This is a genomic window from Azospirillum oryzae (assembly GCF_008364795.1).
Classification (GTDB): domain Bacteria; phylum Pseudomonadota; class Alphaproteobacteria; order Azospirillales; family Azospirillaceae; genus Azospirillum; species Azospirillum oryzae.
On record NZ_VTTM01000004.1, the window covers coordinates 382,900 to 406,781 of the forward strand.

Annotated in this window: 21 protein-coding genes; 7 read left to right on the top strand and 14 right to left on the bottom strand. The window is 67.5% G+C overall.

Annotation, left to right across the window (positions count from 1 at the left end):
• The first annotated feature begins 92 nt into the window (after positions 1 to 92).
• Both FZ938_RS15100 and FZ938_RS15105 read left to right on the top strand, forming a co-directional pair.
• The gene (locus tag FZ938_RS15100; RefSeq protein ID WP_149199292.1) at positions 93 to 1,052 is read left to right on the top strand and encodes a LysR family transcriptional regulator; all 960 of its coding nucleotides are present in this window, start codon (positions 93 to 95) and stop codon (positions 1,050 to 1,052) included.
• 73 nt (positions 1,053 to 1,125) lie between these two features.
• A complete protein-coding gene (locus FZ938_RS15105) occupies positions 1,126 to 2,022 on the top strand; it encodes a LysR family transcriptional regulator (RefSeq protein WP_149199293.1) in 897 nt (298 codons plus the stop codon).
• Positions 2,023 to 2,037: 15 nt separating this feature from the next.
• On the opposite strand, the gene FZ938_RS15110 is transcribed toward FZ938_RS15105, so the two are convergent.
• Positions 2,038 to 3,363 carry an NAD(P)/FAD-dependent oxidoreductase gene (locus FZ938_RS15110; RefSeq protein WP_149199294.1) on the bottom strand — a complete coding sequence of 442 codons (1,326 nt, stop codon included), beginning with the start codon at positions 3,361 to 3,363 and terminating at the stop codon, positions 2,038 to 2,040.
• A 245-nt stretch (positions 3,364 to 3,608) separates the two neighbouring features.
• Between FZ938_RS15110 and FZ938_RS15115 the strand changes: the two genes are divergently transcribed.
• A complete protein-coding gene (locus FZ938_RS15115) occupies positions 3,609 to 4,085 on the top strand; it encodes an Lrp/AsnC family transcriptional regulator (RefSeq protein WP_085086154.1) in 477 nt (158 codons plus the stop codon).
• A 67-nt stretch (positions 4,086 to 4,152) separates the two neighbouring features.
• Here the strand turns inward: FZ938_RS15115 and FZ938_RS15120 are convergent, their stop codons facing one another.
• The 7 genes from FZ938_RS15120 to FZ938_RS15150 form a co-directional block, all read right to left on the bottom strand.
• Positions 4,153 to 5,808, bottom strand: coding sequence for an ABC transporter ATP-binding protein (locus FZ938_RS15120; protein WP_149199295.1), 1,656 nt, complete (start codon positions 5,806 to 5,808; stop codon positions 4,153 to 4,155).
• The gene (locus FZ938_RS15125; protein ID WP_149199296.1) at positions 5,808 to 6,662 is read right to left on the bottom strand and encodes an ABC transporter permease; all 855 of its coding nucleotides are present in this window, start codon (positions 6,660 to 6,662) and stop codon (positions 5,808 to 5,810) included. Before FZ938_RS15125 ends, FZ938_RS15120 begins: the two co-directional genes overlap by 1 nt.
• Positions 6,659 to 7,609 (bottom strand): ABC transporter permease, encoded by a 951-nt coding sequence (locus FZ938_RS15130; RefSeq protein ID WP_149199297.1) that lies wholly within the window; start codon positions 7,607 to 7,609, stop codon positions 6,659 to 6,661. Before FZ938_RS15130 ends, FZ938_RS15125 begins: the two co-directional genes overlap by 4 nt.
• Positions 7,610 to 7,730: 121 nt before the next feature.
• On the bottom strand, positions 7,731 to 9,338 hold the full coding sequence (locus FZ938_RS15135) for an ABC transporter substrate-binding protein (protein WP_149199298.1): 1,608 nt from the start codon (positions 9,336 to 9,338) through the stop codon (positions 7,731 to 7,733).
• A gap of 65 nt (positions 9,339 to 9,403) precedes the next feature.
• A complete protein-coding gene (locus FZ938_RS15140) occupies positions 9,404 to 10,138 on the bottom strand; it encodes an HAD-IA family hydrolase (protein WP_149199299.1) in 735 nt (244 codons plus the stop codon).
• 252 nt (positions 10,139 to 10,390) lie between these two features.
• Positions 10,391 to 11,767: an aspartate aminotransferase family protein gene (locus FZ938_RS15145; RefSeq protein WP_149199300.1), complete on the bottom strand. Its 1,377-nt coding sequence runs from the start codon at positions 11,765 to 11,767 to the stop codon at positions 10,391 to 10,393.
• Between the two features lie 13 nt (positions 11,768 to 11,780).
• On the bottom strand, positions 11,781 to 12,671 hold the full coding sequence (locus FZ938_RS15150; protein ID WP_149199301.1) for a GNAT family N-acetyltransferase: 891 nt from the start codon (positions 12,669 to 12,671) through the stop codon (positions 11,781 to 11,783).
• A 338-nt stretch (positions 12,672 to 13,009) separates the two neighbouring features.
• Here FZ938_RS15150 and FZ938_RS15155 point away from each other — a divergent pair, with 338 nt between their 5' ends.
• The gene (locus FZ938_RS15155) at positions 13,010 to 13,678 is read left to right on the top strand and encodes a haloacid dehalogenase type II (protein ID WP_149199302.1); all 669 of its coding nucleotides are present in this window, start codon (positions 13,010 to 13,012) and stop codon (positions 13,676 to 13,678) included.
• A 45-nt stretch (positions 13,679 to 13,723) separates the two neighbouring features.
• Positions 13,724 to 14,998, top strand: coding sequence for an NAD(P)/FAD-dependent oxidoreductase (locus tag FZ938_RS15160; protein ID WP_149199303.1), 1,275 nt, complete (start codon positions 13,724 to 13,726; stop codon positions 14,996 to 14,998).
• Between the two features lie 67 nt (positions 14,999 to 15,065).
• Here the strand turns inward: FZ938_RS15160 and FZ938_RS15165 are convergent, their stop codons facing one another.
• From FZ938_RS15165 to argE, 6 genes are read right to left on the bottom strand one after another with little or no spacing between them, the layout of a single operon-like run.
• Positions 15,066 to 16,526, bottom strand: coding sequence for an NAD-dependent succinate-semialdehyde dehydrogenase (locus FZ938_RS15165; RefSeq protein WP_149199385.1), 1,461 nt, complete (start codon positions 16,524 to 16,526; stop codon positions 15,066 to 15,068).
• 43 nt (positions 16,527 to 16,569) lie between these two features.
• On the bottom strand, positions 16,570 to 17,613 hold the full coding sequence (locus FZ938_RS15170) for a tartrate dehydrogenase (RefSeq protein WP_149199304.1): 1,044 nt from the start codon (positions 17,611 to 17,613) through the stop codon (positions 16,570 to 16,572).
• Positions 17,614 to 17,623: 10 nt separating this feature from the next.
• Positions 17,624 to 19,087, bottom strand: a complete 1,464-nt coding sequence (locus FZ938_RS15175) for an aldehyde dehydrogenase family protein (protein WP_149199305.1) — start codon at positions 19,085 to 19,087, stop codon at positions 17,624 to 17,626.
• Positions 19,088 to 19,096: 9 nt separating this feature from the next.
• Positions 19,097 to 19,450, bottom strand: a complete 354-nt coding sequence (locus FZ938_RS15180; protein ID WP_149199306.1) for a cupin domain-containing protein — start codon at positions 19,448 to 19,450, stop codon at positions 19,097 to 19,099.
• Positions 19,451 to 19,506: 56 nt separating this feature from the next.
• The gene (locus tag FZ938_RS15185) at positions 19,507 to 20,430 is read right to left on the bottom strand and encodes a 2-hydroxyacid dehydrogenase (protein WP_149199307.1); all 924 of its coding nucleotides are present in this window, start codon (positions 20,428 to 20,430) and stop codon (positions 19,507 to 19,509) included.
• A gap of 53 nt (positions 20,431 to 20,483) precedes the next feature.
• Positions 20,484 to 21,608: an acetylornithine deacetylase gene (gene argE, locus FZ938_RS15190; RefSeq protein ID WP_149199308.1), complete on the bottom strand. Its 1,125-nt coding sequence runs from the start codon at positions 21,606 to 21,608 to the stop codon at positions 20,484 to 20,486.
• A gap of 304 nt (positions 21,609 to 21,912) precedes the next feature.
• Here argE and FZ938_RS15195 point away from each other — a divergent pair, with 304 nt between their 5' ends.
• Positions 21,913 to 22,836, top strand: coding sequence for a GNAT family N-acetyltransferase (locus tag FZ938_RS15195; protein ID WP_174757005.1), 924 nt, complete (start codon positions 21,913 to 21,915; stop codon positions 22,834 to 22,836).
• Positions 22,837 to 22,979: 143 nt separating this feature from the next.
• Entirely contained in the window at positions 22,980 to 23,861 is an 882-nt protein-coding gene (locus FZ938_RS15200) for a DMT family transporter (RefSeq protein ID WP_246457249.1), read from the top strand.
• The last annotated feature ends 21 nt before the right edge of the window (positions 23,862 to 23,882 follow it).

Here is a 23,882-nt window from a genome sequence, read left to right on the forward strand (position 1 = left end):
GCGCGGTTCGTGGTTGCGATTAAATCCAAACTATAAGAACTTCACATAACTGTTCGCTTACCTATCGCGCCGACCTTTTTCACGGTTCCAGCATGAACAAACCGACCCGGTCCTCCACCCGGTCCCCCACCCGGCCCATGGCCCCGATCGGCGACGCCGACATCCGGCTTCTGCGCGTGTTCCGGACGGTGGTGGAATGCGGCGGCTTTTCCGCCGCCGAGGTGGAGCTGAACATCAGCCGGGCGGCGATCAGCCAGCACATGGCGGACCTGGAGCGGCGGCTTGGCCTCACGCTCTGCCGGCGCGGGCGGGCGGGCTTCCGGCTGACCGACGAAGGGCATCTAGCCTACGAGGCGACGATGCGCCTGCTGGCCAGCACGGAGAGTTTCCGCAGCGAGATCAACACCCTTCACGGCCGCCTGCGCGGCGAGCTGAACATTGGGATCACCGACAACCTCGTCACCATGCCGCAGATGCGGGTGACGCATGCCCTGCGTGGCCTGAAGCGTCTGGCTCCGGAGGTCCGCGTCAACATCCGCATGATTCCCCCCAACGAGATCGAGCGGGGCGTGCTGGATGGGCAATTGCACGTCGGCGTCGTTCCGGTCCGCAGAGGTTTGCCGGGACTGGCCGGTCTTCCGCTTTACCAGGAGGAGTCGCAGCTCTATTGCGGCGACGGCCATCCGCTTTTCGACCGTCCCGAAGGAGCGGTGACGCGCGGGGCGGTGGAGGCGGCCGACGCCGTGGCGCCGACCCAGGCGCAGCTTCCGCACGAACTGAACAACACCGCGACGGCCACCGACCGCGAAGGGGTGGCGTTCCTGATCCTCACCGGATGCTATGTCGGCTTTCTGCCCACCCATTATGCCCGGCAATGGGTCGAGCGCGGCATGATGCGGGCGCTGCTGCCCGACACCTTCCATCATGCCCTGGAGTTCCAGGTGGTGACGAAGAAGGGTGCCCAGCCGAATCTGGTGCTGGAGCGATTCCTGGACGTCTTGCGCGGGAACGGCGACGGCAAGGGCTTGGGTGCCGAATTGCTGCTCACCTGAGATGTGCGGGTCGCTATAGTCGTGGCCGGGCTTTGCCGCCTCCCCCCCACTCCGCCAGCACCCAGGATCGTGAATGCAAGCCCGCCAACTCGAAGTCTTCTGCATGCTGATGCGCTGTGGAACCGTGACCGGGGCGGCGGCGATGCTGAACATCTCGCAGCCGGCCCTGAGCCAGATTTTGCTGCACGCCGAGGATCAGCTCGGCTTCAAGCTGTTCGACCGGGTACGCGGGCGTCTGGTGCCGACGCAGGAGGCCAACGAGCTGTATCCGGAGGCAGAGCGGATCTTTGCGGAACTCGGTGCCTTGCGCCGGCGCACGGTCGACATGCGCCATGGCCGCACCGGTCTTGTCCGTCTCGCCGCCTCGGCCCCGCCCTCGATGTCCATCGTTCCAAAGGCGCTGACCGCCTTCCGCGAGGCGCATCCCGACATCGTCGTACGGTCGCTGGTCGCGCCGGTCGCCAGCATTCTGGACATGCTGCGCAGCGGCGACGTTCTGCTGGGGATGGCGATGAACGACATGCCCCATCATGATCTCGATGTCGAGACGGTCGGGCATGCCGAACTGGTCTGCCTTCTGCCGGAGGGGCATCGGCTGGCCGAACAGGCTGAGGTTGGATTTCCCGATCTGGCGGAGGAAACGCTGATTTCCTACCGGGTGGACACGCTGCCCGGCCGCCTGCTGGCCGGGGCAGTCGAGGCGGAAGGCGGCGTTTATTCTCCGGCGGTGGAGATCGACCTGTCGATCACCGCGCTGCCCTTCGTACGGGAGGGGATCGGCGTGGCGGTCGTCGATGGGCTCCTGCCGTGGAATCAGTTCTCCGGCATCGTCCAGCGGCCCTTCCGTCCGAGCATCCGCGTGCCCATCACTATCCTGACCAGCAAGGAGCGTCCGCTGTCGGGCAGCCACGATCTGATGCGCGACTGCCTGCGCCGGGCCGCCCGCTCGCTCGTGCCGGGCAGCGCCTGACGGGCCTGCCTATGGTCAGAAATCGGCGACCTTGCCGGCGGAGAATCCGGCGAAGCGGTCGGGATGGTAGGGCTTGGGATCGACGATCGGCGCCTGATCGGTGACGAGGTCGGCGATCAGGTGGCCGGCGCCGGGGCCGATGCCGAAGCCGTGGCCGCTGAAGCCCGCCGCCAGGATCAGGCCGGGCAGGCTGCCGACCTCGCCGATGGCGGGAACGCCGTCGGGCGTGCTGTCGATGTATCCGCCCCAGGCGGCGGTGATCGGCGCGCCCTTCAGGCCGGGCAGCAGGGCCATGGCCCGTTCGTGGGTAAGGCGGATGGTGCTGCGGTCCGGGGTGGGGTCGAGCACCCGAACCCGCTCCATCGGCGTCGGGCGGTCGAGCCGCCAGCGCCGCAGCGTCTCGTGGCCGGAACGCATTCCCTCCAGCCCGCCGGGCATCAGGCTGCGCCAGCGCCGGGTGAACATCGGCATGAATTGCGGCGCGAAGCGGATCTGCTGCATGGTCGGATCGACGCGCCCGCGTCCGCTGATCGCCAGAGTGTGGCCGCCGTCGCCGCGCCGGGTGACCGATACCGCGGCAGTGTGCAGGGCGTCGGGAAGGCCGGTGGGGCTGGGGCCGACCGACAGGATCGACGAGCGGATGGAGGCGAGCGGGAAACGCACGCCGATCTGGTGACAGAAGGAGGACGCCCAGGCCCCGCCCGCCAGGACCACCAGCTTGGTGCGGATCGTGCCCCTTTCGGTGACGACGCCGCAGACCCGCCCGCCGCCGGTTTCCAGGCCGCGCGCGGCGCAGCCCTGATGCACCGTGCCGCCCAGCTTCATGATCGCCCGCGCCACGGCGGGAGCCGCGCGGGCCGGATCGGCGATGCCGTCCGACGGCGAAAAGACGCCGCCCTTCCAGGGCCGTCCGGTGGCCCGGCCGCGCTCGGCGGCTTCGGCGCCGTTCAGCATGTGGGTGGTGACGCCGACCGTCCGGGCGAAATCGCGCCAGCGCGCCCAGCCCGCCAATTCCTGGTCGTCATTGCTGAGATAGAGCAGGCCGCAGCGGCTGAAGCCGGTGTCCTCGCCGCTTTCTGCGGCAAAGCGCTCCCACAAATCCAGGCTCTTGGTCGCCATCGGCAGTTCCCGCGCGTCGCGGTTCTGCTGCCGGCACCAGCCCCAGTTGCGGCTGGACTGCTCCGCCCCGACCTGCCCCTTCTCCACCAACGCCACCGACAGTCCGCGCCGGGCCAGATAGTAGGCCGCCCAGACGCCGACGATGCCGCCGCCGATCACGACGACATCCGCCTGTTCGGGCAGGTTCGGGGAGGACGCGATGGTTTGCAATGGGGCTGGCATTGGGAGGATCTCCGATTTCGGCGTTGCGCCATCTAGCCATGCCACGCGGACCGGGAGGCGCTGCTTTGGCCGATTCAACGGCATTATCTTCTGTCGTTGCCGGAAGACATGATGCTTTGTTCTGTTGGAGAACCGCGTCTTGGGCATCGACAGGCAGGCGGCGCATGCTAAGCTAGCCTGGTCCGATCAGCAGAATTTTCTGCTGTCGTTTTCCGTTCCCCGCCCTCGAACCGGATGGGTTCCCCATGAAGCTGGACCGCATCGACATCAAGATTCTGCATCAGCTCCAGAAGAACGGCCGGATCACCAATGTGGAGTTGGCCGAGCTGGTGAACCTGTCGCCCAGCCCCTGCCTGATGCGCGTCAAGAAGCTCCAGGCTGAGGGCTACATCGAAGGCTACACGGCGCAGATCAACGTCAGCAAACTCGGCCAGACCCTGACCGTTTTCACCGAAGTGACGCTGAAGAACCACCGGCAGGTCGATTTCGCCCGCTTCCTCGCCGCCGTCAAGAAGATCGAACAGATGCTGGAATGCCATCTGGTGTCCGGCGGCTACGACTACATGCTGAAGTTCGTCACGTCCGGCATCGGCGAGTATCAGGAGATCATGGAGAAGCTGACCGACATGGACATCGGCATCGACAAGTATTTCAGCTACGTCGTGCTGAAATCGCCGATCGTGCGGGCGCACATGCCGCTGACCACGCTGTTTCCGATGTGAGGACGGTCGCGGCGGAACCGTTGCCGCCCTCGCGGCGGCGAACCGCGCGAGGGGCTGGGCAGACGGATCAGGCCACCCGCATCCGGTCGGCGTCGATGTCCAGCGTGTCGAGCCATGTCGGATCCAGCTTCGGAACCGAAGAGAACAGCAACTTCGAATAGGGATGCTGCGGCTGCTGCCGGGCGGAGGGGATGATGGTCTCGACCGCCTGTCCGCGATACATCACGATGATCTCGTCGCAGATCGCCTCGATCACCGACAGGTCGTGGCTGATGAAGACATAGGACAGACCAAGTTCGCGCTGCAGCTCCTTGAGCAGATCGATGATCGTCGACGCGACGACGGTGTCGAGGGCCGAGGTGATCTCGTCGCACAGGATCAGTTTCGGTTCGGCGGCAAGCGCACGGGCGAAGTTCACCCGCTGTTTCTGGCCGCCCGACAGTTCCGCCGGAAGGCGGTGGCGCAGGGCGCGGGGCAGGCGGACCATGTCCATCAGCGCGTCGATCCGCGCATCGCGGGCCTTGCCGCGCAGGCCGTGATAGAAGGTCAGCGGGCGACCGAGAATATCCTCGATCGACTTGGCGGGATTGAGCGCCGTGTCGGCATGCTGGAAGACGATCTGAAGGTCGCGCAGCTGTTCGCGGCTGCGCTGGCGGGCGCTGTGCCACAGTTCCCGCCCGTCGAATTGGATGTCGCCGTTGCAGGCCGGCAGGATGCCGGCGATGGCGCGCGCCAGGGTCGATTTTCCGCAGCCGGACTCCCCGATGATGCCGAGGTTGGTGCCCCGCTTCACCTGCAGGCTCACCCCCTTGACCGCGAGGGCCAGCGGTTGGCCGTTCGATTGCGGCGGGCCGTAACCGGCGCTCAGCGTCTTGATCTCCAGCAGCGGGGCGGTGTCGGTGGCGAACGCCGCGGCCGCGGCAACCCGTCCGCCGGTGTCGGGATGGAAGGCGTGCAGCAATTCCCTGGTGTAGGGGTGGGTCGGACGCTTCAGGATGTCGTCGACACTTCCGATTTCCTGCACCGCCCCGTTGCGCAGCACCATGATGCGGTCGGCGATCTGGGCGACGACGGCAAGATCGTGGGAGACATAGACGCAGGCGATCTGCCGTCTGGCGGTCACCGCCTTGAAGGCGCGAAGCACCTCCACCTGGGTGGTGACGTCGAGCGCCGTGGTCGGCTCGTCGAAGATCACCACCTTGGGATCGCCGATGAGGGCCATCGCCGCCGCCAGCCGCTGCAGCTGTCCTCCGGACACCTGATGCGGGTAACGGTCGCCGATGCTGTCGGGATTGGGCAGCGACAGGGCGCGGAACAGGGCGACCGCCCGGCGGCGGGCCTCGTCCGGCGGCATCAGCTGGTGGATCCGCGTCACCTCGATGACCTGATCCATGATCGTCGCGGCCGGGTTGAAGGCGGCCGCCGCGCTCTGCGGCACATAGGCCACGACCGTGCCGCGCAGGGCCGCCCGTTGCTTTTCCGACAGGGTCACCATGTCATGGCCGTCGACCCGCACTGTGCCGCCGGAAATCCGGCAGCCGGGACGGGCGTAGCCCAGCAGGGTCATGGCGGCGGTGGTCTTGCCGGACCCGCTTTCGCCGATGAAGGCGACGGTTTCGCCGGCGGCGATGTCGAGGTCGATGCCCTTCAGGATTTGGATCCAGCGGCCGGAATCGGTGGTGGCCTCGACCGTCAGATCGCGGATTTCGACGAGGTTCGTCATCAGGAGGCACTCCGATCCCGGATCTTCTGCGGAAGATTGTCGATCAGCAGATTGACGCTGATGGTCAGGGTGGCGATGGCCAGCGACGGCACGATCACCGCGGGTGCTGCGAAGGGCAGGCCGCCGATGTTCTCGCGCACCAGCGCGCCCCAGTCGGCGTAGGGCGGCTGGACACCCAGCCCCAGGAAGGACAGGCCCGACAGCAGCAGCACGATGAAGACGAAGCGCAGGCCCAGGTCGGCCAGAACCGGACCGACGATGTTGGGCAGAATCTCCGACCCGATCAGATAGGGCAGGCTTTCCCCGCGGATGCGGGCGACCATGATGAAGTCCATCGTGTCGATGTTGACCGCCAGCGATCGGCTGAAGCGGTAGGCTCCGGGGACATAAATGACCGACAGGGTCAGGATCAGCACCGGGATCGAGGATCCCACCGCCGCCACCACCATCAGGCCGAACAGCTTGCTGGGGATCGAGTTCATGGCGTCGAGCACCCGGCTGACCACCATGTCCACCGGCCCGCGCAGCACCGCGGAGGTCATGCCCAGCACGACGCCGGTGAAGCAGGCGATGGAAACCGCGGCCAGCGAGATGCCGACGGTGTAGCGGGTCCCGTAGATGATGCGGGACAGCATGTCACGGCCGAGATAATCCGACCCGAGCCACAGGCCGGGCCGCATCGGGCCGAAATAATCGAGGTCGACCATGTCCCCCACCGAATGGGGGGCGATGTAGGGGGCGAACAGGGCGACCAGGGCCCAGAGCAGGACCACGCAGAAGCTGACCAGGCCTACCGGATTGATCCTGTAGCCGGACCATGTTGCGAGGGAGCCGGTGGAGGTGTGTGTCTTCATCGGAGCCTCGGGTTCGACAGGATGGCGACGATGTCGGCGGCGGTGATCAGGATCAGATACCCTACGCAGAAAATCATCGCGCAGGACTGGATCAGCGGCAGGTCGCGGGTGGACACCGCGTCGACCATCAGCTTGGCGATGCCGGGATAGTTGAAGATCGTCTCGACGATGATGACGCCGCCCACCAGATAGGACAGCGACAGCGCCACCGCGTTGGAGATCGGGCCGAGCGCATTGGGCAGGGCATGGCGCAGGACCAGCCGGGGGCGCGACGCGCCTTTCAGCAGCGCCATCTCGACATAGGGCGTGTTCAGCGTTTCGATCACGGCGGCCCGGCTCATGCGGATCATCTGGGCCGAAACCCCGAAGGTCAGCGTGATGACCGGCATGGCATAGGCCCGCAGCAGCCCCGAAAAGCTGTCCACCTGATAGGTGAAGGACAGGGCGGGCAGCCATTTCAGGTAAACCGCGAACACCAGGACGGCCAAGGTCGCCAGCACGAATTCCGGAACCGAGATGATGCCGATGGTGGCGATGGTGACGACGCGGTCATACAGGGTGCGCCGCCACATGGCGGCGGTGATGCCGAGCGTCAGCGCAAGCGGGACCGATATCAGGGTGGTCAGCCCGGCAAGCTTCAGCGTGTTGAGCAGCCGGCCGCCGATCAGCGTCGCCACCGGCATATGGTTGGCATAGGAGGTGCCGAGATCGCCCTGGAACAGCCCGCCGATCCAGTAGAAGAAGCGCAGCAGGGCCGGTTCGTCGAGATGCATGGCCGTGCGCAGGCCGGCGATCGCTTCCGGCGTCGCCGCCTGACCCAGCAGGATGGTCGCCGTATCGCCGGGCAGCAGTGTGGTGGCGAAGAAGACCGCGAAGGACACGATGGTCAGCGTGACCAGCGCGATGAACAGCCGGCCGAGGATGAGGGAGGGAACACGTGTAGTCATGCCTGGCCTCCGCATGGTGAGGCGCCCCCGGAGGGCTTGCCCGGTTGGGCGGCGACGAGAGGGGCCACGGCGGGCCGGGACGGCCGGGCCGTCGCCCGTCCGGTCCCGCCGATCCACTGTTTCAGGCGGCCAGCCAGACATATTCGGCAAACGCGTAGCCCATCATGCCGCCCAGAGGGTTGGGGGCCAGTCCCTTCAGCTTGTCGGTGATGGCGTCCACGTTGGAGATGTAGGCGGGGATGATGGTGCCGGCCTCTTCGGAGATCATCACCTGCATCTGGTCGTACAGTTCCTTGCGCTTGGCCCAGGCGAGCGTGCCGCGCGCCTCGATCATCATCTTGTCGAACTTCTCGGACTTGTACTTGCTCTCGTTCCAAGGGGCTTCGGAGGCGTAGAGCAGGGAGAAGAGGATGTCCGGCGTCGGGCGCGGATTGATGTTGCCGAAATGGATCGGCGCCTTCAGCCAGTAATTGCTCCAATACCCGTCGGACGGAACACGCTGGACGTCGAGCTTCATGCCGATATCGGCGCCGGACGCCTGGATCACCATCGCCATGTCGACGGCGGACGAGGCGGCATCCGACGTGATCACCGGGATGGACTGCCCCAGCACGCCCGCCTTCTTGAACAGGGATTTCGCCCGTTCCGGATCGAAGGACTTGGGCTTCAGCGCGGCGTTGTGGAAGGGGCTGGACGGGGACACCGGCTGATCGTTGCCGACCTCGCCGAAACCGCGCAGGGCGGATTTGACGATCTGCTCGCGGTTGACGAGATATTTCATCCCGTCCACGAAATCCTTGCGGCTGCCCGGCTCCATGTCCAGCCGGATGTTCAGGTCGGTGTAGTTGCCGGACGTCGTCTTTGACAGGACGAAGCCCTGCTGCCCATCGACAAGCCGCGTGGAGCGCGGGTTGATCGAGGCGGCGAGGTGGATGTCACCGGACAGCAGTGCGTTGACGCGGGCATTGTCGTCGCTGATCGCAAAGAACTCGAAGGAATCGACGTGCGGGCCGCCCTTCCAGTAGTTCGGGTTGCGCACGCCGATGGACCGGACACCCGGCTCGAAGCTCTTGCAGATGAAGGCGCCGGTGCCGTTGCCCTTTGAGAAATCGGTGGTGCCGTCTGCCACGATCATGAAGTGATGCATGGCCAGGATGGTCGGAAGGTCGGCGTTCGGCGTGGCCAAGATGATGGCGACGGTGCTCTTGTCCACCGCCTTGATGTCGGTCATCTGGGCGGCGATCTTCGCGACCTTCGAACCGACGGCCGGATCGAGATGACGCTTCATCGAGAACACCACGTCCTCGGCGGTCAGCGACTTGCCGTCGTGGAAGGTCACGCCCTTGCGCAGCTTGATCGTCCAGGTCTTGGCGTCTTCGGTATCGACCGACTGGGCCAGCTCCATCTGCGGGATGCCCGCCTTGTCGAGGAAGGTCAGGCGGTTGTAGAAGGCACAGCAGCGGACATAGTCGGTCGACAGCGACGCCTTCGCCGGGTCGAGCGTGTCGGCGGTGGATGACGACCAGCCGGCGGCCTTCAGCGTACCGCCCTTCACCGGTTCGTCGGCGACCGCGGCGTTGGCGCGGCCCACAAGGAAGTTGGCGGCGGTGAGCGACACGCCCCCCGCCAACAGCATCTTGAGCAGATCGCGGCGGTTGGCCCCGCGCCGGATGGCGCCTTCGACCATGCTGTCGTCGATCCGGGTCCAGCTATCAGGCGTCTTTGTCATGCTAGCCTCACTCTGTTCGTGTGTTGTCTGTTTCTTATTTTTTGGCGCGCTCCGGTTTGGTCCGGTTACGCGGAGACCGTCTTCGGCGCAGCGGCGACCACGTCGACCGCATCGGCCAGTTCCGCCATCGAGCGGAAATGGAAATCCGGTTCGGTGAATTCGGCGGGCTCGATGGTGCCGCCATAGCCCTTCTGCGCATGCCGCCGCTGGATCCAGCAATTGGTCATGCCGAGGCGGCGCGAAACCCCGATGTCATGGTACTGGCTCTGGGCGACGTGCAGGATGTCGTCCTTGCTGCCGCCGTCGCGCTCGACGAAATCGAACACCTGCTGGAAGAAGGCAGGGTTCGGCTTCTCGACGCCGGTGTCGTCGGCGGTGAAGCCGGCATAGAACGGGTCGCCCAGCTCGCGGGAGAAATGTGTGAAGGCCCAGCGCCGCGCATTGGTCATCGCGATCAGCTTGTACCGCTTGGCCAGACGGGCCATGGCGTCCCGGCTGTCGGGGAAACCGGCCCAGGACGCCGCGGAATCGCGCAGCCGTTCACCGTACTGCGTGCCGGCGGGAAGTCCCAGCTTCGGCGCGATGACCGAATAGACCCGCACCAGATCGTCGGGGAACAGGCCGGTGGCGTCGGTATAGCGCGCTTCGCGATAGAGAGCCAGCGCCGCCTCGCCGTCCACCGTGGTTCCGGCCTCCGCCGCGATTTCGGTCAGGCATCCGGTGATGCCGGCTTCGAAGTCGATCAGCGTGCCGACGACGTCGAAGGTAAGATATTTGAAATTCAGCAGACTCTTGGGCAACGCACCAACTCCTCATCAAGGACCGCGTGGGAACCGTTCCGGTTCGGCGGGGCGTTTCAGGTTCGGCGGAATCAGCCGCCGGGGTATCTGTGGACGTGGCCCCTCTGGAGATGGTCCAGAGTTCCGGTCTTCTGTCCCATCCAGTGTGGTCTAAGGGCTTGACGCCTGTCTCTGAATATCGCTGCCGGACGGCAGAAAATGCTGGATACGGGGGTGTTCACGGATTCTTGCGCGGACGCCCCCCTTTTTCGCCTATCGCATCGCCCGGCGGACGTCGGGGTCTTCCAGTGTCTGGTCGAGCGTTTGGGCCGTGCGCTCCAGGATCGCGTCGATGTCGGCATCGGTGCAGCAGAGTGGCGGGGCATAGCCCAGGACGCCGTTCGCGAAGGCACGGATGACCAGCCCGTTGTCCCAGGCCCGGTCGAAAATCCGCCGGGACGGCTCGGCGGCGGCCGGCAGCGGGGTCTTGCGGTCCTTGTCCACCACCAGTTCGATGGCGGCCAGCATGCCGCGCCCGCGCACATCGCCGACCAGCGGGTGGTCGCGCAGGGCATGCAGTCCGGCCATCAGCCGGGCGCCGGCCTTCACGCCGTTCGCCAGCAGGCTGTCCTCGTACAGCCGCAGCGCCTCCAGTCCCACCGCGGCGCTCACGGGGTGGGCGGAGTAGGTGTAGCCATGGCCGACCGCGGCGGTGCCGGCGGCATCGGCGATGGTGGCATAAACCGAGTCCGACAGGAAGACGGCGCCCATCGGTACGTAACCGGAGGTCAGGCCCTTCGCCGTGGTCATCAGGTCGGGGACCACGCCGTCGTCGGTGCAGGCGAACAGCGGGCCGGTGCGGCCGAAGCCGGTGATGACCTCGTCGGCGACGAACAGGATGCCCAGGCTGCGGCAGCGGTCGCTCATCGCCTTCATCCAGCCGTCGGGCGGAACCAGGACGCCGCCGGATCCCTGGATCGGTTCGGCATAGAATGCGGCGACCCGCTCCGGCCCGCCGATCTCGGCGATCTTGGCGTCGAGTGCGGCGAGCGAGGCGGCGATGATCGCGTCGGCATCGTCGCCGACCGGATTGCGGTAGGCGTAGTGCGACGGAATCTTGTGCTGCCAGTCGAACGGCACGCCGAAGCCGGCATGGAAGGCGGGCAGGGCGGTCAGCCCGGCGCCGACGGTGGAGGAGCCGTGATAGCCCTGCTCGATCGAGATGAACTGGTCGCGCTGCGGCTGGCCCTTGGCCTGCCAGTAATAGCGGATGAAGCGGATGGTGCTGTCCACCGCGTCCGACCCGCCGAGCGTGAAGAAGACGTGATTCAGGTCGCCGGGGGCGCGTTCGGCCAGCGCCGCCGCCAGCCGGATCGCCGGTTCGCTGCCAAGCCCGAAATAGCCGGTGGCGTAGGGCAGTTCCTGCATCTGGCGGGTGGCGGCCTCGACGAGGCTCTTCTGCCCGTAGCCGGCATTGACGCACCACAGTCCGGCGAAGCCGTCCACCAGCCGATGGCCGGACGTGTCGGTGAGGGTCGCCCCGGAGCCGGAGGCGATCACCCGGACGCCGGCCTTTTCATGGCCGCGGTATGACGCGACGGGATGCACCAGATGGGCACGGTCGAGTTCGATCAGGGAATTGCTGAGCATGGTCCTCTCCGGATCAGCCGAGTGCCTGGCTGGCGAGCGCGAAAGTCGAAACGGGGGCTGCCGATGCGGGCGTCGACACAGGCGCCGATGCCGTGGGAGCGGGGCGGCGCATGGCGATGCCGCCGCCGACATGGCGCAGGCCGCAGTCGGCCAGCCAAGGGCCGAGGCCGGTGTCGGCGGTGGTGTCCACCCGCAGGAATTTGCCGGAATTTGCAGCGATGATCGGGCCGATCAGGGCCTTGGCGCCGTCTGCGTCGGGCGCCACCACCGGGCCGATGACCTGGCCGCGGCCGAAGTCGCGCAGCGCCGCAAATCCCACGGGGGCGCCGTTGCGGCGCAGCAGCGTGAAGGATCCGACGTCGGCGAAACGCTCCAGCAGTTGGCTGCGGTCGGCGCCGAAAGCCTGCCGGTCGAGGGCGGCGATGGCGGTGCGGTCATCCCTGCCGGCGGGTGCGACATCTTCCTTGGCAAACTGCGCCGAGCCGCCTTCCCCCTGGTGCTGAAGAACGGCGCCGACCTCGCGGAAGCCCAGTTTTTCGTAGAGCGGCAGCCCGTCGGTGGTGGCGACGAGGCGCAGGGGGCGGTCTCCCGCGAGATCCATGGCCTCGTCCATCAGGCGGCGGCCAAGGCCCTGCCCGCGCCAGCCTTCATCGACGATGACCATGTTGATGGTGGCGGCATCCTCGCCATAGGGGGTCATCAGCACGGTGCCGACCACCTGCGCACCCTCCGGCGCCCCGGCATCCACGGCGACAAGCCCCCGGCTGAGCGCGAGGGTCAGGGACCAGTCCTCCAGACGGTGCGGCCATTGCGCCTGCCGCGACAATGCCAGCGCATCCTTGAGATGCTTCGGTTCGAAGGCCAGACAGCGAACCGTTCTTTTGGAAACCGTATTCTTGCTCATGGGCAGTCCTTTCACCCTCTGCCTCAAGAGTGGGCGTACCGCCCCCGGACGTTCGTCTGAAGGCGACGCCCGCCGCGATATCTTCCACCTTTGCTTCGGCGGCCGGCCGCATCTTATGCCGTGGCGGAGCGCCTGGACCCGGTTCCGACCCAGCTCTGGGGGCGCGAGCGCCGTTCCGCTCCCAACCTAATGCTGAGCGTCGTCGCGGAAACGGAACTTTGTGCTTTCGCGCCGGGCAATTCGGTCAGGCCCGACTTCGCGGCGACGCTAGGATCATGGGGCAGGGCGAGATCGCGCCCCAATCCATTCCCCCACCGCCCCATCCCGAGGAAGCAGCCATGAGCCAGTTTCGGCCGAAATACGTCACCTTCGATTGCCACGGCACGCTGATCAACTTTCAGATGGCCGAAGCCGCGCGCGATCTGTACGGGTCGATCCTCGACGAGGCGCGGATGACGGAGTTCATCAAGAACTTCGCCGCCTACCGCCTCGATGAGATCATGGGTGACTGGAAGCCCTATGCCGAGGTCGTGCACAATTCGCTGGAGCGCACCTGCAAGCGCAACAACGTCGTCTTCCGCGACGAGGATGCGCGCATGGTCTATGAGCGGGTTCCGACCTGGGGTCCGCATGCCGACGTGCCGGCCGGGCTGGCGAAGGTCGCCAAGGAAATCCCGCTGGTCATCCTGTCCAACGCCATGAACGACCAGATCCCGTCGAACGTGGCGAAGCTGGGCGCGCCCTTCCACGCCGTCTACACCGCCGAACAGGCGCAGGCTTACAAGCCGCGCTTCCAGGCGTTCGAATACATGTTCGACATGCTCGGCTGCGGGCCGGAGGACATCCTGCACTGCTCCTCCTCCTTCCGCTACGACCTGATGTCGGCGCACGACCTGGGGATCCGCAACAAGGTGTGGGTCAACCGCGGCCACGAACCGGCCAACCCCTATTACGGCTATACCGAGATCCGCGACATCTCCGGCTTGCCCGGCGTGATCGGGCTGTAAGGGACGCGTCTCAAGGTTCAGGCTGCAACGGGAAGGACCCAGGTCATGAAATTCGTCTCCTACTGGCACGACACCGCTCCCGCCTTCACGGGCGGGGCAGAGGGCGCCGCAGAGGGCCAGTATGACGTCGCCATCGTCGGAGGGGGGTTCACCGGCCTGGGTGCCGCCCGCCAGCTGGCCAAGGCCGGCGCGCGGGTGATCGTGCTGGAGGCCGGCCGCATCGGCGGTGGGGCGTCCGGGCGCAACGGCGGGCACCTCAACAACGGTCTGGCGCACAGCTTCATCGCCGCCAAGGCCGCGTTGGGAACGGAGCGCGCCATCGCGCTCTACCGCGCCTTCGACCAGTCCATCGACACGCTGGAGGCGCTGATCGCCGAGGAGGGGATCGAATGCGATTTCCGCCATGCCGGCAAGTTGAAGCTGGCCTCTAAGCCGGCGCATTTCGACACCATCGCCCGCAACTTCGAGGTCGTGCACCGCGAGGTCGATCCCGACACCGCGTTGCTGAACGCCGAGGATCTGAAGGGGGAGGTGGGCTCGCCGTTTTACGGGGCGATGCTGTCGCGCAAGAGCGCCATGATGCATATGGGCCGCTTCGTCGTCGGGCTGGCGGACGCCGCAAAGCGGCACGGCGCGGTGCTGGTCGAGAACGCGCCGGTCGGCGCCATCACCCGCTCGGGCGACCGCCACACGCTGTCCACCCCACGCGGAACAGTGACAGCCAAAGACGTGCTGGTGGCGACCGGCGCCTACACCACGCCGAATTTCAGCCATTTCCGCCGCCGCATCATCTCGGTCGGCAGCTTCATCATTGCCACCCGGCCGCTGAGCGACGGTGAGGTCGCGTCGGTGGTGCCGGGCAACCGCACCTACGTCACGTCGATGAACATCGGCAACTACTTCCGCCTGTCGCCCGACCGGCGGCTGATCTTCGGCGGCCGGGCGCGCTTCTCGGCAAGCTCTGACCAGCAGTCCGACGCCAAGAGCGGGGCGATCCTGCGCGCGAGCTTGGCGCGGATCTTCCCGCAGATCGCCAACATCGACATCGATTACTGCTGGGGCGGGCTGGTGGACATGACCAGCGACCGCTACCCGCGCGCCGGCTATCACGACGGACTGTGGTACGCCATGGGCTATTCCGGCCATGGGGCGCAGCTGTCCACCCATCTCGGCATGACCATGGCCGACGCGATCCTGGGGCGGGAGGACAAGAACCCGCTGAAGGGCCTGTCCTGGCCCGCGGTACCCGGCCATTTCGGCAAGCCCTGGTTCCTGCCGCTGGTGGGGCTGTACTACAAGGCTCTCGACCGGATTCAGTGACGTTCGGAAAACAAGAAGCCCGGCGGGAGTGCTTCGCTCCCGCCGGGCTTTTTGCTGTCCCCGTGCCTCAGCCCAATCCGCCGATGTGGAAGGTCTTCATCTCCAGATACTCCTCGATCCCCACCTGCGCCCCTTCGCGGCCGAGGCCGGACTGTTTGACGCCGCCGAAGGGAGCGACCTCGGTGGAGATCAGGCCGGTGTTCAGCCCGACCATGCCGGCTTCCAGCGCTTCGCCCACCCGCCAGGACCGCGCGAGGTTCTGCGTGTAGAAATAGGCGGCCAGCCCGAAGGGCGTGGCGTTGGCGAGCGCGATGGCCTCCTCCTCCGTCTCGAAGCGGAACAGCGGTGCCACCGGGCCGAAGGTTTCCTCATGGGCGAGCAGCATGTCGGTGGTGGCGTCGGTCAGCACCACCGGCGCGACATATTGCGGACCATCCGCAGCGACATCGGCGGCGGACGCGATGCGCGCGCCCTTGGACACCGCGTCGGCGACGTGGCGCTCGATCTTTTCGACGGCGGCGGCGTTGATCATCGGGCCGATGGCGACGCCCGGTTCCAGCCCCGATCCTACCCGCATGGCGTTGACGCGGGCGACCAGACGGTCGCGGAACGCGTCATAGACGCCCGCCTGCACCAGGATGCGGTTGGCGCAGACGCAGGTCTGCCCGCCGTTGCGGAACTTGGACAGGAGGACGCCTTCCACCGCCTGATCCAGATCGGCGTCGTCGAACACGATGAAGGGCGCATTGCCGCCCAACTCCAGGCTCAGCCGCTTGATGCCGGCGGCGGCCCCGCGCATCAGCAGGGAGCCGACGCGGGTGGAGCCGGTGAAGGAAATCTTGCGGACAGTATCGTTCGCCAGGATTTCCTCGCCGATGGCTTCCGGGCGGCCGGTCAGGATGTTGATGACGCCGGCTGGGATGCCCGCCCGTTCGGCCAGCACGCCGAGCGCCAGCGCCGAGTATGGCGTGAAGTCCGACGGCTTGATCACGACGGTGCAGCCGGCGGCCAGGGCCGGGGCCACCTTGCGGGTGATCATGGCGTTGGGGAAGTTCCACGGCGTGATGATGCCGCAGACGCCGACCGGCTCCTTCAGCACGACGATGCGGCGGTCCGGGGTGGGGGAGGGGATTGTGGTGCCGCCGATGCGCCGCGCCTCCTCGGCGAACCATTTGACGAAGGAGGCGCCATAGCGGATCTCGCCCCGCGCCTCGTCCAGCGGCTTGCCCTGCTCCAATGTCAGGAGGCGGGCCAGATCCTCCAGATGCTCGATCATCAGCGCGTGCCAGCGCTCCAGCAGCGCGGCACGGTCGGCATGGGTGCGCCGGCGCCAGGCCGGGTAGGCCTCGGCCGCCGCGGCGATGGCATCGCGGGCGTCGGCGCCGTCCATGTCGGGAACGCTGCCGAGGGGGCGGCCGGTCGCCGGGTTCTGGACATCGATGGTCCGTCCGGCCACCCCGTCGCACCAGCGCCCGCCGATCAGCCCCTGTTCGCGGAACAATGAGGGGTCGGTCAGGTGATGAGTCATCATCGTGTTTTTTCCGCTGCGGGTATTCTTGAAAGGACCGGCATCACGACAGAGCCGACAGCACGGCGGCGGTGATCGCGTCCGTCCTGTCCTTGCCGGGAACCGTGCCGATGCCGCGGCTGGTGGTGTCGCCCAGCGCCGCCATCACGCGGTCGGCGGCGGCCTTTTCCCCCAGATGCTCCAGCATCATCGCGCCCGACCAGATGGCGGCGATCGGGTTGGCGATGCCGAGATGGGCGATGTCGGGCGCCGAGCCGTGCACCGGTTCGAACATCGACGGCGCCTTGCGGTCGGGGTTCAGGTTGGCCGAGGCGGCGAAGCCCAGCCCGCCTTGGATCGCCGCGCCCAGATCGGTGAGGATGTCGCCGAACAGGTTGGAGGCGACGACGACGTCCAGGCTTTCCGGCGCCGTCACCATGCGCGCCGCCATGGCGTCGACATGGTAGCTGGTGACCTCGACGTCCGGATGCTCGGCGGCCAGCTGGCGGGTGATCTCATCCCAGAACACCATCGAATATTTCTGGGCATTCGACTTGGTGACGGAGGCCAGCTTGCCGCGCCGGGCGCGCGCCTGGGCGAAGGCGAAGCGCAGGATCCGCTCAACCCCCATGCGGGTGAAGACGCCGGTCTCCACCGCCACCTCATGCGGCGTTCCCTGATGGATGCGGCCGCCGGCGCCGGCATATTCGCCTTCCGTGTTCTCGCGGATGCACATGATGTCGAAGCCGCCGCGCCGCAGCGGCCCCTCCACCCCCGGCAGCAGCCGGTGCGGGCGGACGTTGGCATACTGGTCGAACGCCTTGCGGATGGGCAGCAGCAGTCCATGCAGCGACACCGCGTCCGGCACTTCCGCCGGCCAGCCGACGGCACCCAGCAGGATGGCGTCGTATTTGCGCAGCGTGTCGATGCCGTCGGCGGGCATCATGACGCCGGTTTCCTTGTAATGGGAGCAGGACCACGGCATCTCGGTGCCGGTCAGCGCGAAGCCGGATTGCTTCGCCGCGGCCTGCAGGACTTCCCAGGCGGCATCGACCACGGGATGCCCGATGCCGTCGCCCTTGATGATCGCGATGTTGTGGGTTTTCATCGAACGTCCCTTAAAGGCCGATCAGCACGCTTTTGCTGCGGCGGTTGGCGAGATAGGCCTCGCGGCCCAGGTCCTTGCCGATGCCGGAGCGCTTGTAGCCGCCGGTCGGCAGGATGTGGTCGCGCGAGCGGCCATAGCGGTTGACCCACACTGTGCCGGCCTGGAGCCGCCGGGTCAGGCGGATGGCGCGCGACAGGTCGCGGGTGTAGAGCCCGGCGGCCAGCCCGTAGATGGGATGGTCGGCCATCGCCATTGCCTCCTCCTCGCTGTCGAAGCTCTGCACGGTCAGGACCGGGCCGAAGATCTCTTCCATAACGGCGGGGGAGCTTTGATCGACACCGGCCAGCAGGGTCGGCGCGTAGAAATAGCCGTCGCCGTCCATCGGGCCGCCGCCGGTCAGGCACTCCACCGAACCGGTCAGCGAGGCGGTGACGATGGAATGGATGCGGGCGCGTTGGCGTTCGGAGATGATGGGGGAATAGCGCGTCTTCTCGTCCCAGGTCGGACCGGGGCGGACGGCGCGCATGTGGCCCAGGATCATGTCGATCAACGGTTCGGCCACGCTCGCCTCGACCAGCAGGCGCGAACCGGCGACGCAGGCCTGTCCGGCATTCGACAGCACGCTGGTGGCGATGGCGGCGGCAGCCTTCTCCAGATCGGCGTCGGCGAAGACGATCTGCGGGCTCTTGCCGCCCAACTCCAGCGTCATCGGCTTGACGCCGGTGCGGGCGATGTCGGCCATGATCGCCGACCCCGCCGCCGTCGATCCGGTGAAGCTGACCTTGGCGATGCCGGGATGGCGGGTGATGGCGGCGCCGGTGGTCGGGCCGTCACCCTGGACGATGTTGATCAGCCCGGCGGGAACCCCCGCCTTCACCGCCAGCTGCGCCAGCAGGACGGTGGAGAAGGGCGTCATCTCCGACGGCTTCAGCACCACCGCGTTGCCGGCGGCCAGTGCCGGGCCAAGCTTCCAGCCCGCCATCGACAGCGGGAAGTTCCATGGTGTAATGGCGCCGACGACGCCGTAGGGCTCCGTCATCACCATGCCGAAACTGCCGTCGTCGGTGGGGGCGAGGTCGCCGCCCTCCTTGTCGGCGAACTCGGCGAAGAAGCGGATCTGCTCCGCCGTCACAGCGACGTCGCCGGCGACCAGCTGCCCGACCGGACGGGTGGAGGACAGGGCCTCCACCTTCGCCAGGGTCTCCGCCTCCTCCTCGATCAGGGCGGCCCAGCGCTGCAGCACGGCGGTGCGGTCTCGCGGGCGCACGCCGCCCCAGTTGCTGGACTTCAGGGCGGCGTGCGCCGTGGCGACCGCCTCATCGACAAGGTCGGATGAGGCCACCGGGCAGTCGGCATAGGCCCGGCCATCCGACGGGCGGTGCATGGGCAGCCCGTCCTCCGCCGGGATCAGACGGTCACCGATGAAGTGGCCGATGGGCAGCGGCAGGCGGTCCGGGTCGAAGGACAGGCTCATGACGCACCCTCAGCTGATGGTGACGTAGATCTTGCGGACCGTCTCGATGGTCTTCCACACGCCGGTAAAGCCCGGCTTCATCACGAAGCTGTCGCCCGCCCGGTAGACCACCGGCTCCCCGTCATCCGGAGTGATTTCGACGACGCCCGACAGGATGTGGCAGAACTCGAAGGTCTCGCCCTTGATCGACCGGGTTTCGCCCGGCGTTGCTTCCCAGACGCCGGTCTTGACGGTGTCGTCCTTGGCCGCGTCCTGCGCCCAGGTCTTGAAGGCCGGCGATCCGGCGATCAGCCGCTCCGGCACCGGGGTCGATTCACGCGGGGCGAAGGTCGGGGCGGTATCGATGGTTTTCAGCAGCGACATAAGAGAATCCTTGTTGGTGAGCGGCTGTGCCGCAGGGAAAGAAAGGGACGCCGGCGTCAATAGCCGCGTTGGCGGTCGACCAGTCCGACCGGGTCCTGCCCGGCGAAATGCCGGCGAAGGTTGCCGATGACCGCACGCGCGGCACCGTCCGGCTGGGTGATGCTGGCGATGTGCGGGGTCAGCATGATGTTCGGGTGGGTCCAGAAGGGATGGTCGGACGGCAGCGGCTCCGGATCCGTCACGTCGACCACCGCGCCGGATAGTTGGCCGCTGTCGAGCGCATCCAGCAGCGCCGCATGGTTCAACTGCGGCCCGCGTCCGGTGTGGACCAGCGCCGCGCCTCTGGGCAGCTTGGCCAACAGAGTCGCATCGAGGAACCCGCGGGTGTCCGGGGTCAGCGGCAGCAGGACGATCAGGATGTCGGTCTCGGCCAGCATCGCGTCGAGGCCGTCCGCGCCGTGATGGCAGGTCACGCCGTCCAGGTCGCGCGGCGAGCGGCTCCAGCCCGCCAGTGGGAAACCGAAGGGCTTCAGCCGCTCCAGCACCGCCTGACCCAGCACGCCAAGCCCCAGCACGCCGACCCTGCGTTGCGCCGCCTGCGGCTGGGGCAGGGGGCGCCAGACGCAGGCTGCCTGCTGGGCGCGGTAGGCCGGCATCTGGCGATGCAGGGTCAGCACGGCCAGCGTGGCGTATTCCTGCATCATGCGGACGATGCCGTCCTCCACCATGCGCACCACCTTCACGGATGGGGGCAGGCTGGCCATGGCGAACTGGTCGACTCCGGCCCCGATCGAGAAGACGATCTCCAGATTGCGGTAGCGGGGGAGGTTGTCCGGGATTGTCCAGGTGATGAGATAGCGCACCGCGTCGGGATCGACGCCGGCCGGATCCATCGAGAAGGGCAGGTCGGGCAGCTCGCGGGCGAAAGCCTCCGCGAAGATGGCGCCCCGCACCGCATCGGAATTGAACAGAAAGGTCATCGGTATTCCTTGGGGGCGTCTCTTTGGCGATGCGCGGCCGGCGCGGGCTGAGGTCAGAGGCGGCAGCGCTGGCCCAGCGCCTCGATCATCGACTGGCAGGCGTTCAGTTCCTCGACCAGGATGTGTTCGTTGGGACGGTGCGCCCGCGCGATGTCGCCGGGGCCGCAGATGATCGCGTCGATCCCGGCGGTCTGGTACAGGCCGGCCTCGGTGCCATAGCTGACGGCGGCCAGCGGTTCCTGCCCGGTCAACTCCTCCAGCAGTCGGGCCAGCGGCGAGCGGGCGGCAAGGAACAGGGCGGGATAGGCGCCGGTTTGTGTCCAGTCGACGGCGAAGCCGCGCTCCTCCAGCCGCTCTGCCGCCTCGCGCACCGGCTCCAGCAGGGTGACGGGGTCGATGCCGGCGATGGCGCGGGCTTCGAACTCCGCGGTGCAGGCATCGGGAATGATGTTCACCGCAAGCCCGCCCTGGATGGTGCCGACCTGCAGCGAGGAATAAGGCGGCTCGAAGACCGAATCCAGGGGCCCCTGGGTCAGGCGGTCGGCCTGGGCAACGGCGGCGGTCAGAGCGTCCGCCATGGCATGGATGGCGTTCAGCCCCTGGTCGGGGCGGGAGGAATGGCCGGAGCGTCCGCGCACGGTCAGCCGGGCCGCCGCCTTGCCCTTGTGGGCGCGGACGGCGCGCAGGCCGCTCGGCTCCCCGACGATGACGCCCAGCGGCGGCGCGCACAGGTCGGGCAGATGCGGCAGAAGATGCGGCGCGCCCTGGCAGCCGGCCTCCTCGTCATAGGTGAAGGCCAGATGGATCGGCCGGGCCAGCGGGGCGGCGGTCAGGGCCGGCAATGCCGCCAGCGCCGCCGCGATGAAGCCCTTCATGTCGGAGGTGCCGCGCCCAAAGAGCCGGTCGCCGTCGGCGCGCATCCGGAACGGATCGCTGGTCCATTCGGGTTCGGTGGCGGGAACCACGTCCATGTGACCGGACAGCACATAGCCCGGAACCATCGCCGGACCGATGGTGGCGAACAGGTTGTACCGGTCGCCCTCCGGCCCCGGCAGAACCCGGACGCGCACCCCGGCACCTTCCAGAATGCCGCGAATCCCGTCGACGATGGCGCCGTTGGGGGTTCCGACGACGGAGGGAAAGGCGATCAGGTCCTTGAGGATGTCGATCACGGTCATGGCGGCCTCACCTTGTCCCATGCTGCGCGCCATGGGCGCGGGGAGTCTTTTCGGGTTCGCTGCGATGTGCGGAGAGGGGTGGCGGCCTTGGCGGCTGCGACAGTGATGATCTTAGCGGGCGGGCGCTCCATTCCATGCTGAATGCATGGGTGATTTGGAGGATTGTTGTGCCGAGCCGGTGCTTTGCGGTGAATTGTGCGGTGGGTCCCCCGGTAGTCTCAGGCGACGGTGGGTGGCTAAGGCATGTCGGTTGACCAAAAGGCGCACCGCCTCACGCTATGGAAACTCCGGGGAGGAGGCAGCTTTGAGCGAACGCGGGCTTGCGGATGGACCGGGGGACGGTGCGTTACCGCCCTCCCTGACGGTCGACGCCTTCGACGTGCGCATGGCCGACGTCGCCGACATCGACCTTGAGCGCTTGCAGGCGCTGTCGATTTCGGTGGGCTGGCCGCACCGTGCGGAGGATTGGCAGTTCGCGCGCGAGGTCGGTCACGGCGTCGTCGCCCTCGACGAGATCGACCGCGTCCTGGCATCGGCGATGTGGTTTCCCCATGGCGACGACTTCGCGACCATCGGCATGGTCATGACCTCGCCCCGGCTGCAATCGCTGGGGGTCGGCGAATGGCTGATGAAGCGGGTGTTGTCGGCCTCGGCCGGGCGGACCTACCGGCTCAACGCCACCCGTGCCGCGCTGGCGCTGTACCGTTCGCTCGGCTTCATCGGCCATCGGACCGTGTTCCAATGCCAGGGCGAGGCGCGGGGCGGCGATCGGCCCGCCTCCGCGGAGCCGGTACGGCGGCTGACGGCGGCGGATCTGGCGGCGGTGACGGCCCTGGACGAGCGCGCCTTCGGAACCTCGCGCGCCGGCCTTATCGCGCGGCTGTTCGAGCAGTCGGCCGGCTATGGGCTGGAGCGCGAAGGCAGGCTGGCGGCCTTCGCCCTCTGCCGTCCCTTCGGCCGCGGCCATGTCGTCGGTCCGGTTGTCGCCGGGCTGGACGAGGATGCGGTCGCCGTGGTCCAGCCTCATGTCGACGAGCATGACGGCCGTTTCCTGCGTCTGGACACCCATCTGGACGAAGGCATCTTCCCGCTGTTCGTCGCGCGGTCGGGTATGAAGATTCACGACACGGTTCTGACGATGTCGCTGGGCGCGCCGCTGACCGATCCGGCGACGCGCGGGCCGGACCGGCCCATCACCTTCGCACTCGCCACCCAGGCCCTGGGCTGAGCCACCACCGGCTTCACAAAAAGGATGCGCCGATCATGCCGGGACAGACGCCGGAACCCTCCGCCGGCCCCCAGTCCGTGTCTCCGCCCGAACCTCTGCCAGAATCACCGCCCGAACCAACCCCCTCCGGAATCCGCAGCGGCGTGCTGCTTCGGCTGGTGTCGGCCGGGCTGTTCGTGGTGATGTCGCTGTTCGTCCGGCTGGCCACCGTCGAGGCGCCGATCGGACAGATCGTCTTCTACCGCAGCGCTTTCGCCCTGCCGCCGATCGTCGCCTATCTGATGTGGCGCCGGCAATTCCCTTCGGCCCTGAAGACACGGCAGCCGGTGGGGCATCTGAAGCGCAACCTCTATGGCGGCGCGGCGATGGTGCTCTCCTTCATTTCGCTGGCCTATCTGCCGCTGGCGCTGGCGACGGCGCTGGGCTTCCTTGCTCCGCTGTTCGCGGTGCCGGCCGCCATGCTGTTCCTGCGGGAGCGGCCGGGTGCCGTCGCCATCGGGGCGGCGCTGACCGGCTTTGCCGGGGTGGTCCTGATGCTCGCCCCCGCCTTCGAAGGGCCTACGCTGGATCGGAACACCATCATCGGGGTGGCGGCCGGGCTGTCCATGGCCGTCGCGACCGCCGCCGGGCGGGTCGAGATCAAGACGCTGACCGCGACCGAAGCGCCGGGGACCATCGCCTTCTACTTCGCCCTCCTCTGCGCGCTCGGCGGACTGGCTAGCCTGCCGTTCGGCTGGAGCACCCCAACGGCCCATTCGCTGGCTTTCCTCGTCGGCGCAGGCGTCACCGGCGGCCTGGCGCACATCACCATGACCGAGGCGATGGCCCGGGCGCCGGTGTCGACCCAGGCGCCGTTCGACTACACCGCCATGCTGTGGGCGCTGATCCTCGATGCGGCGATCTTCGGCCTGTTTCCGTCGCCGGCCAGCCTGGCCGGAGCCTTCGTCATCGCCGCCTCGGCGCTGGTGGTCCCCTTGGCCGGCCGGTTCACCACCCGGTCCGAAGCCCTGCGGCCCGCGCGCTGAAGCGCGGGCCGGATCGGCTCC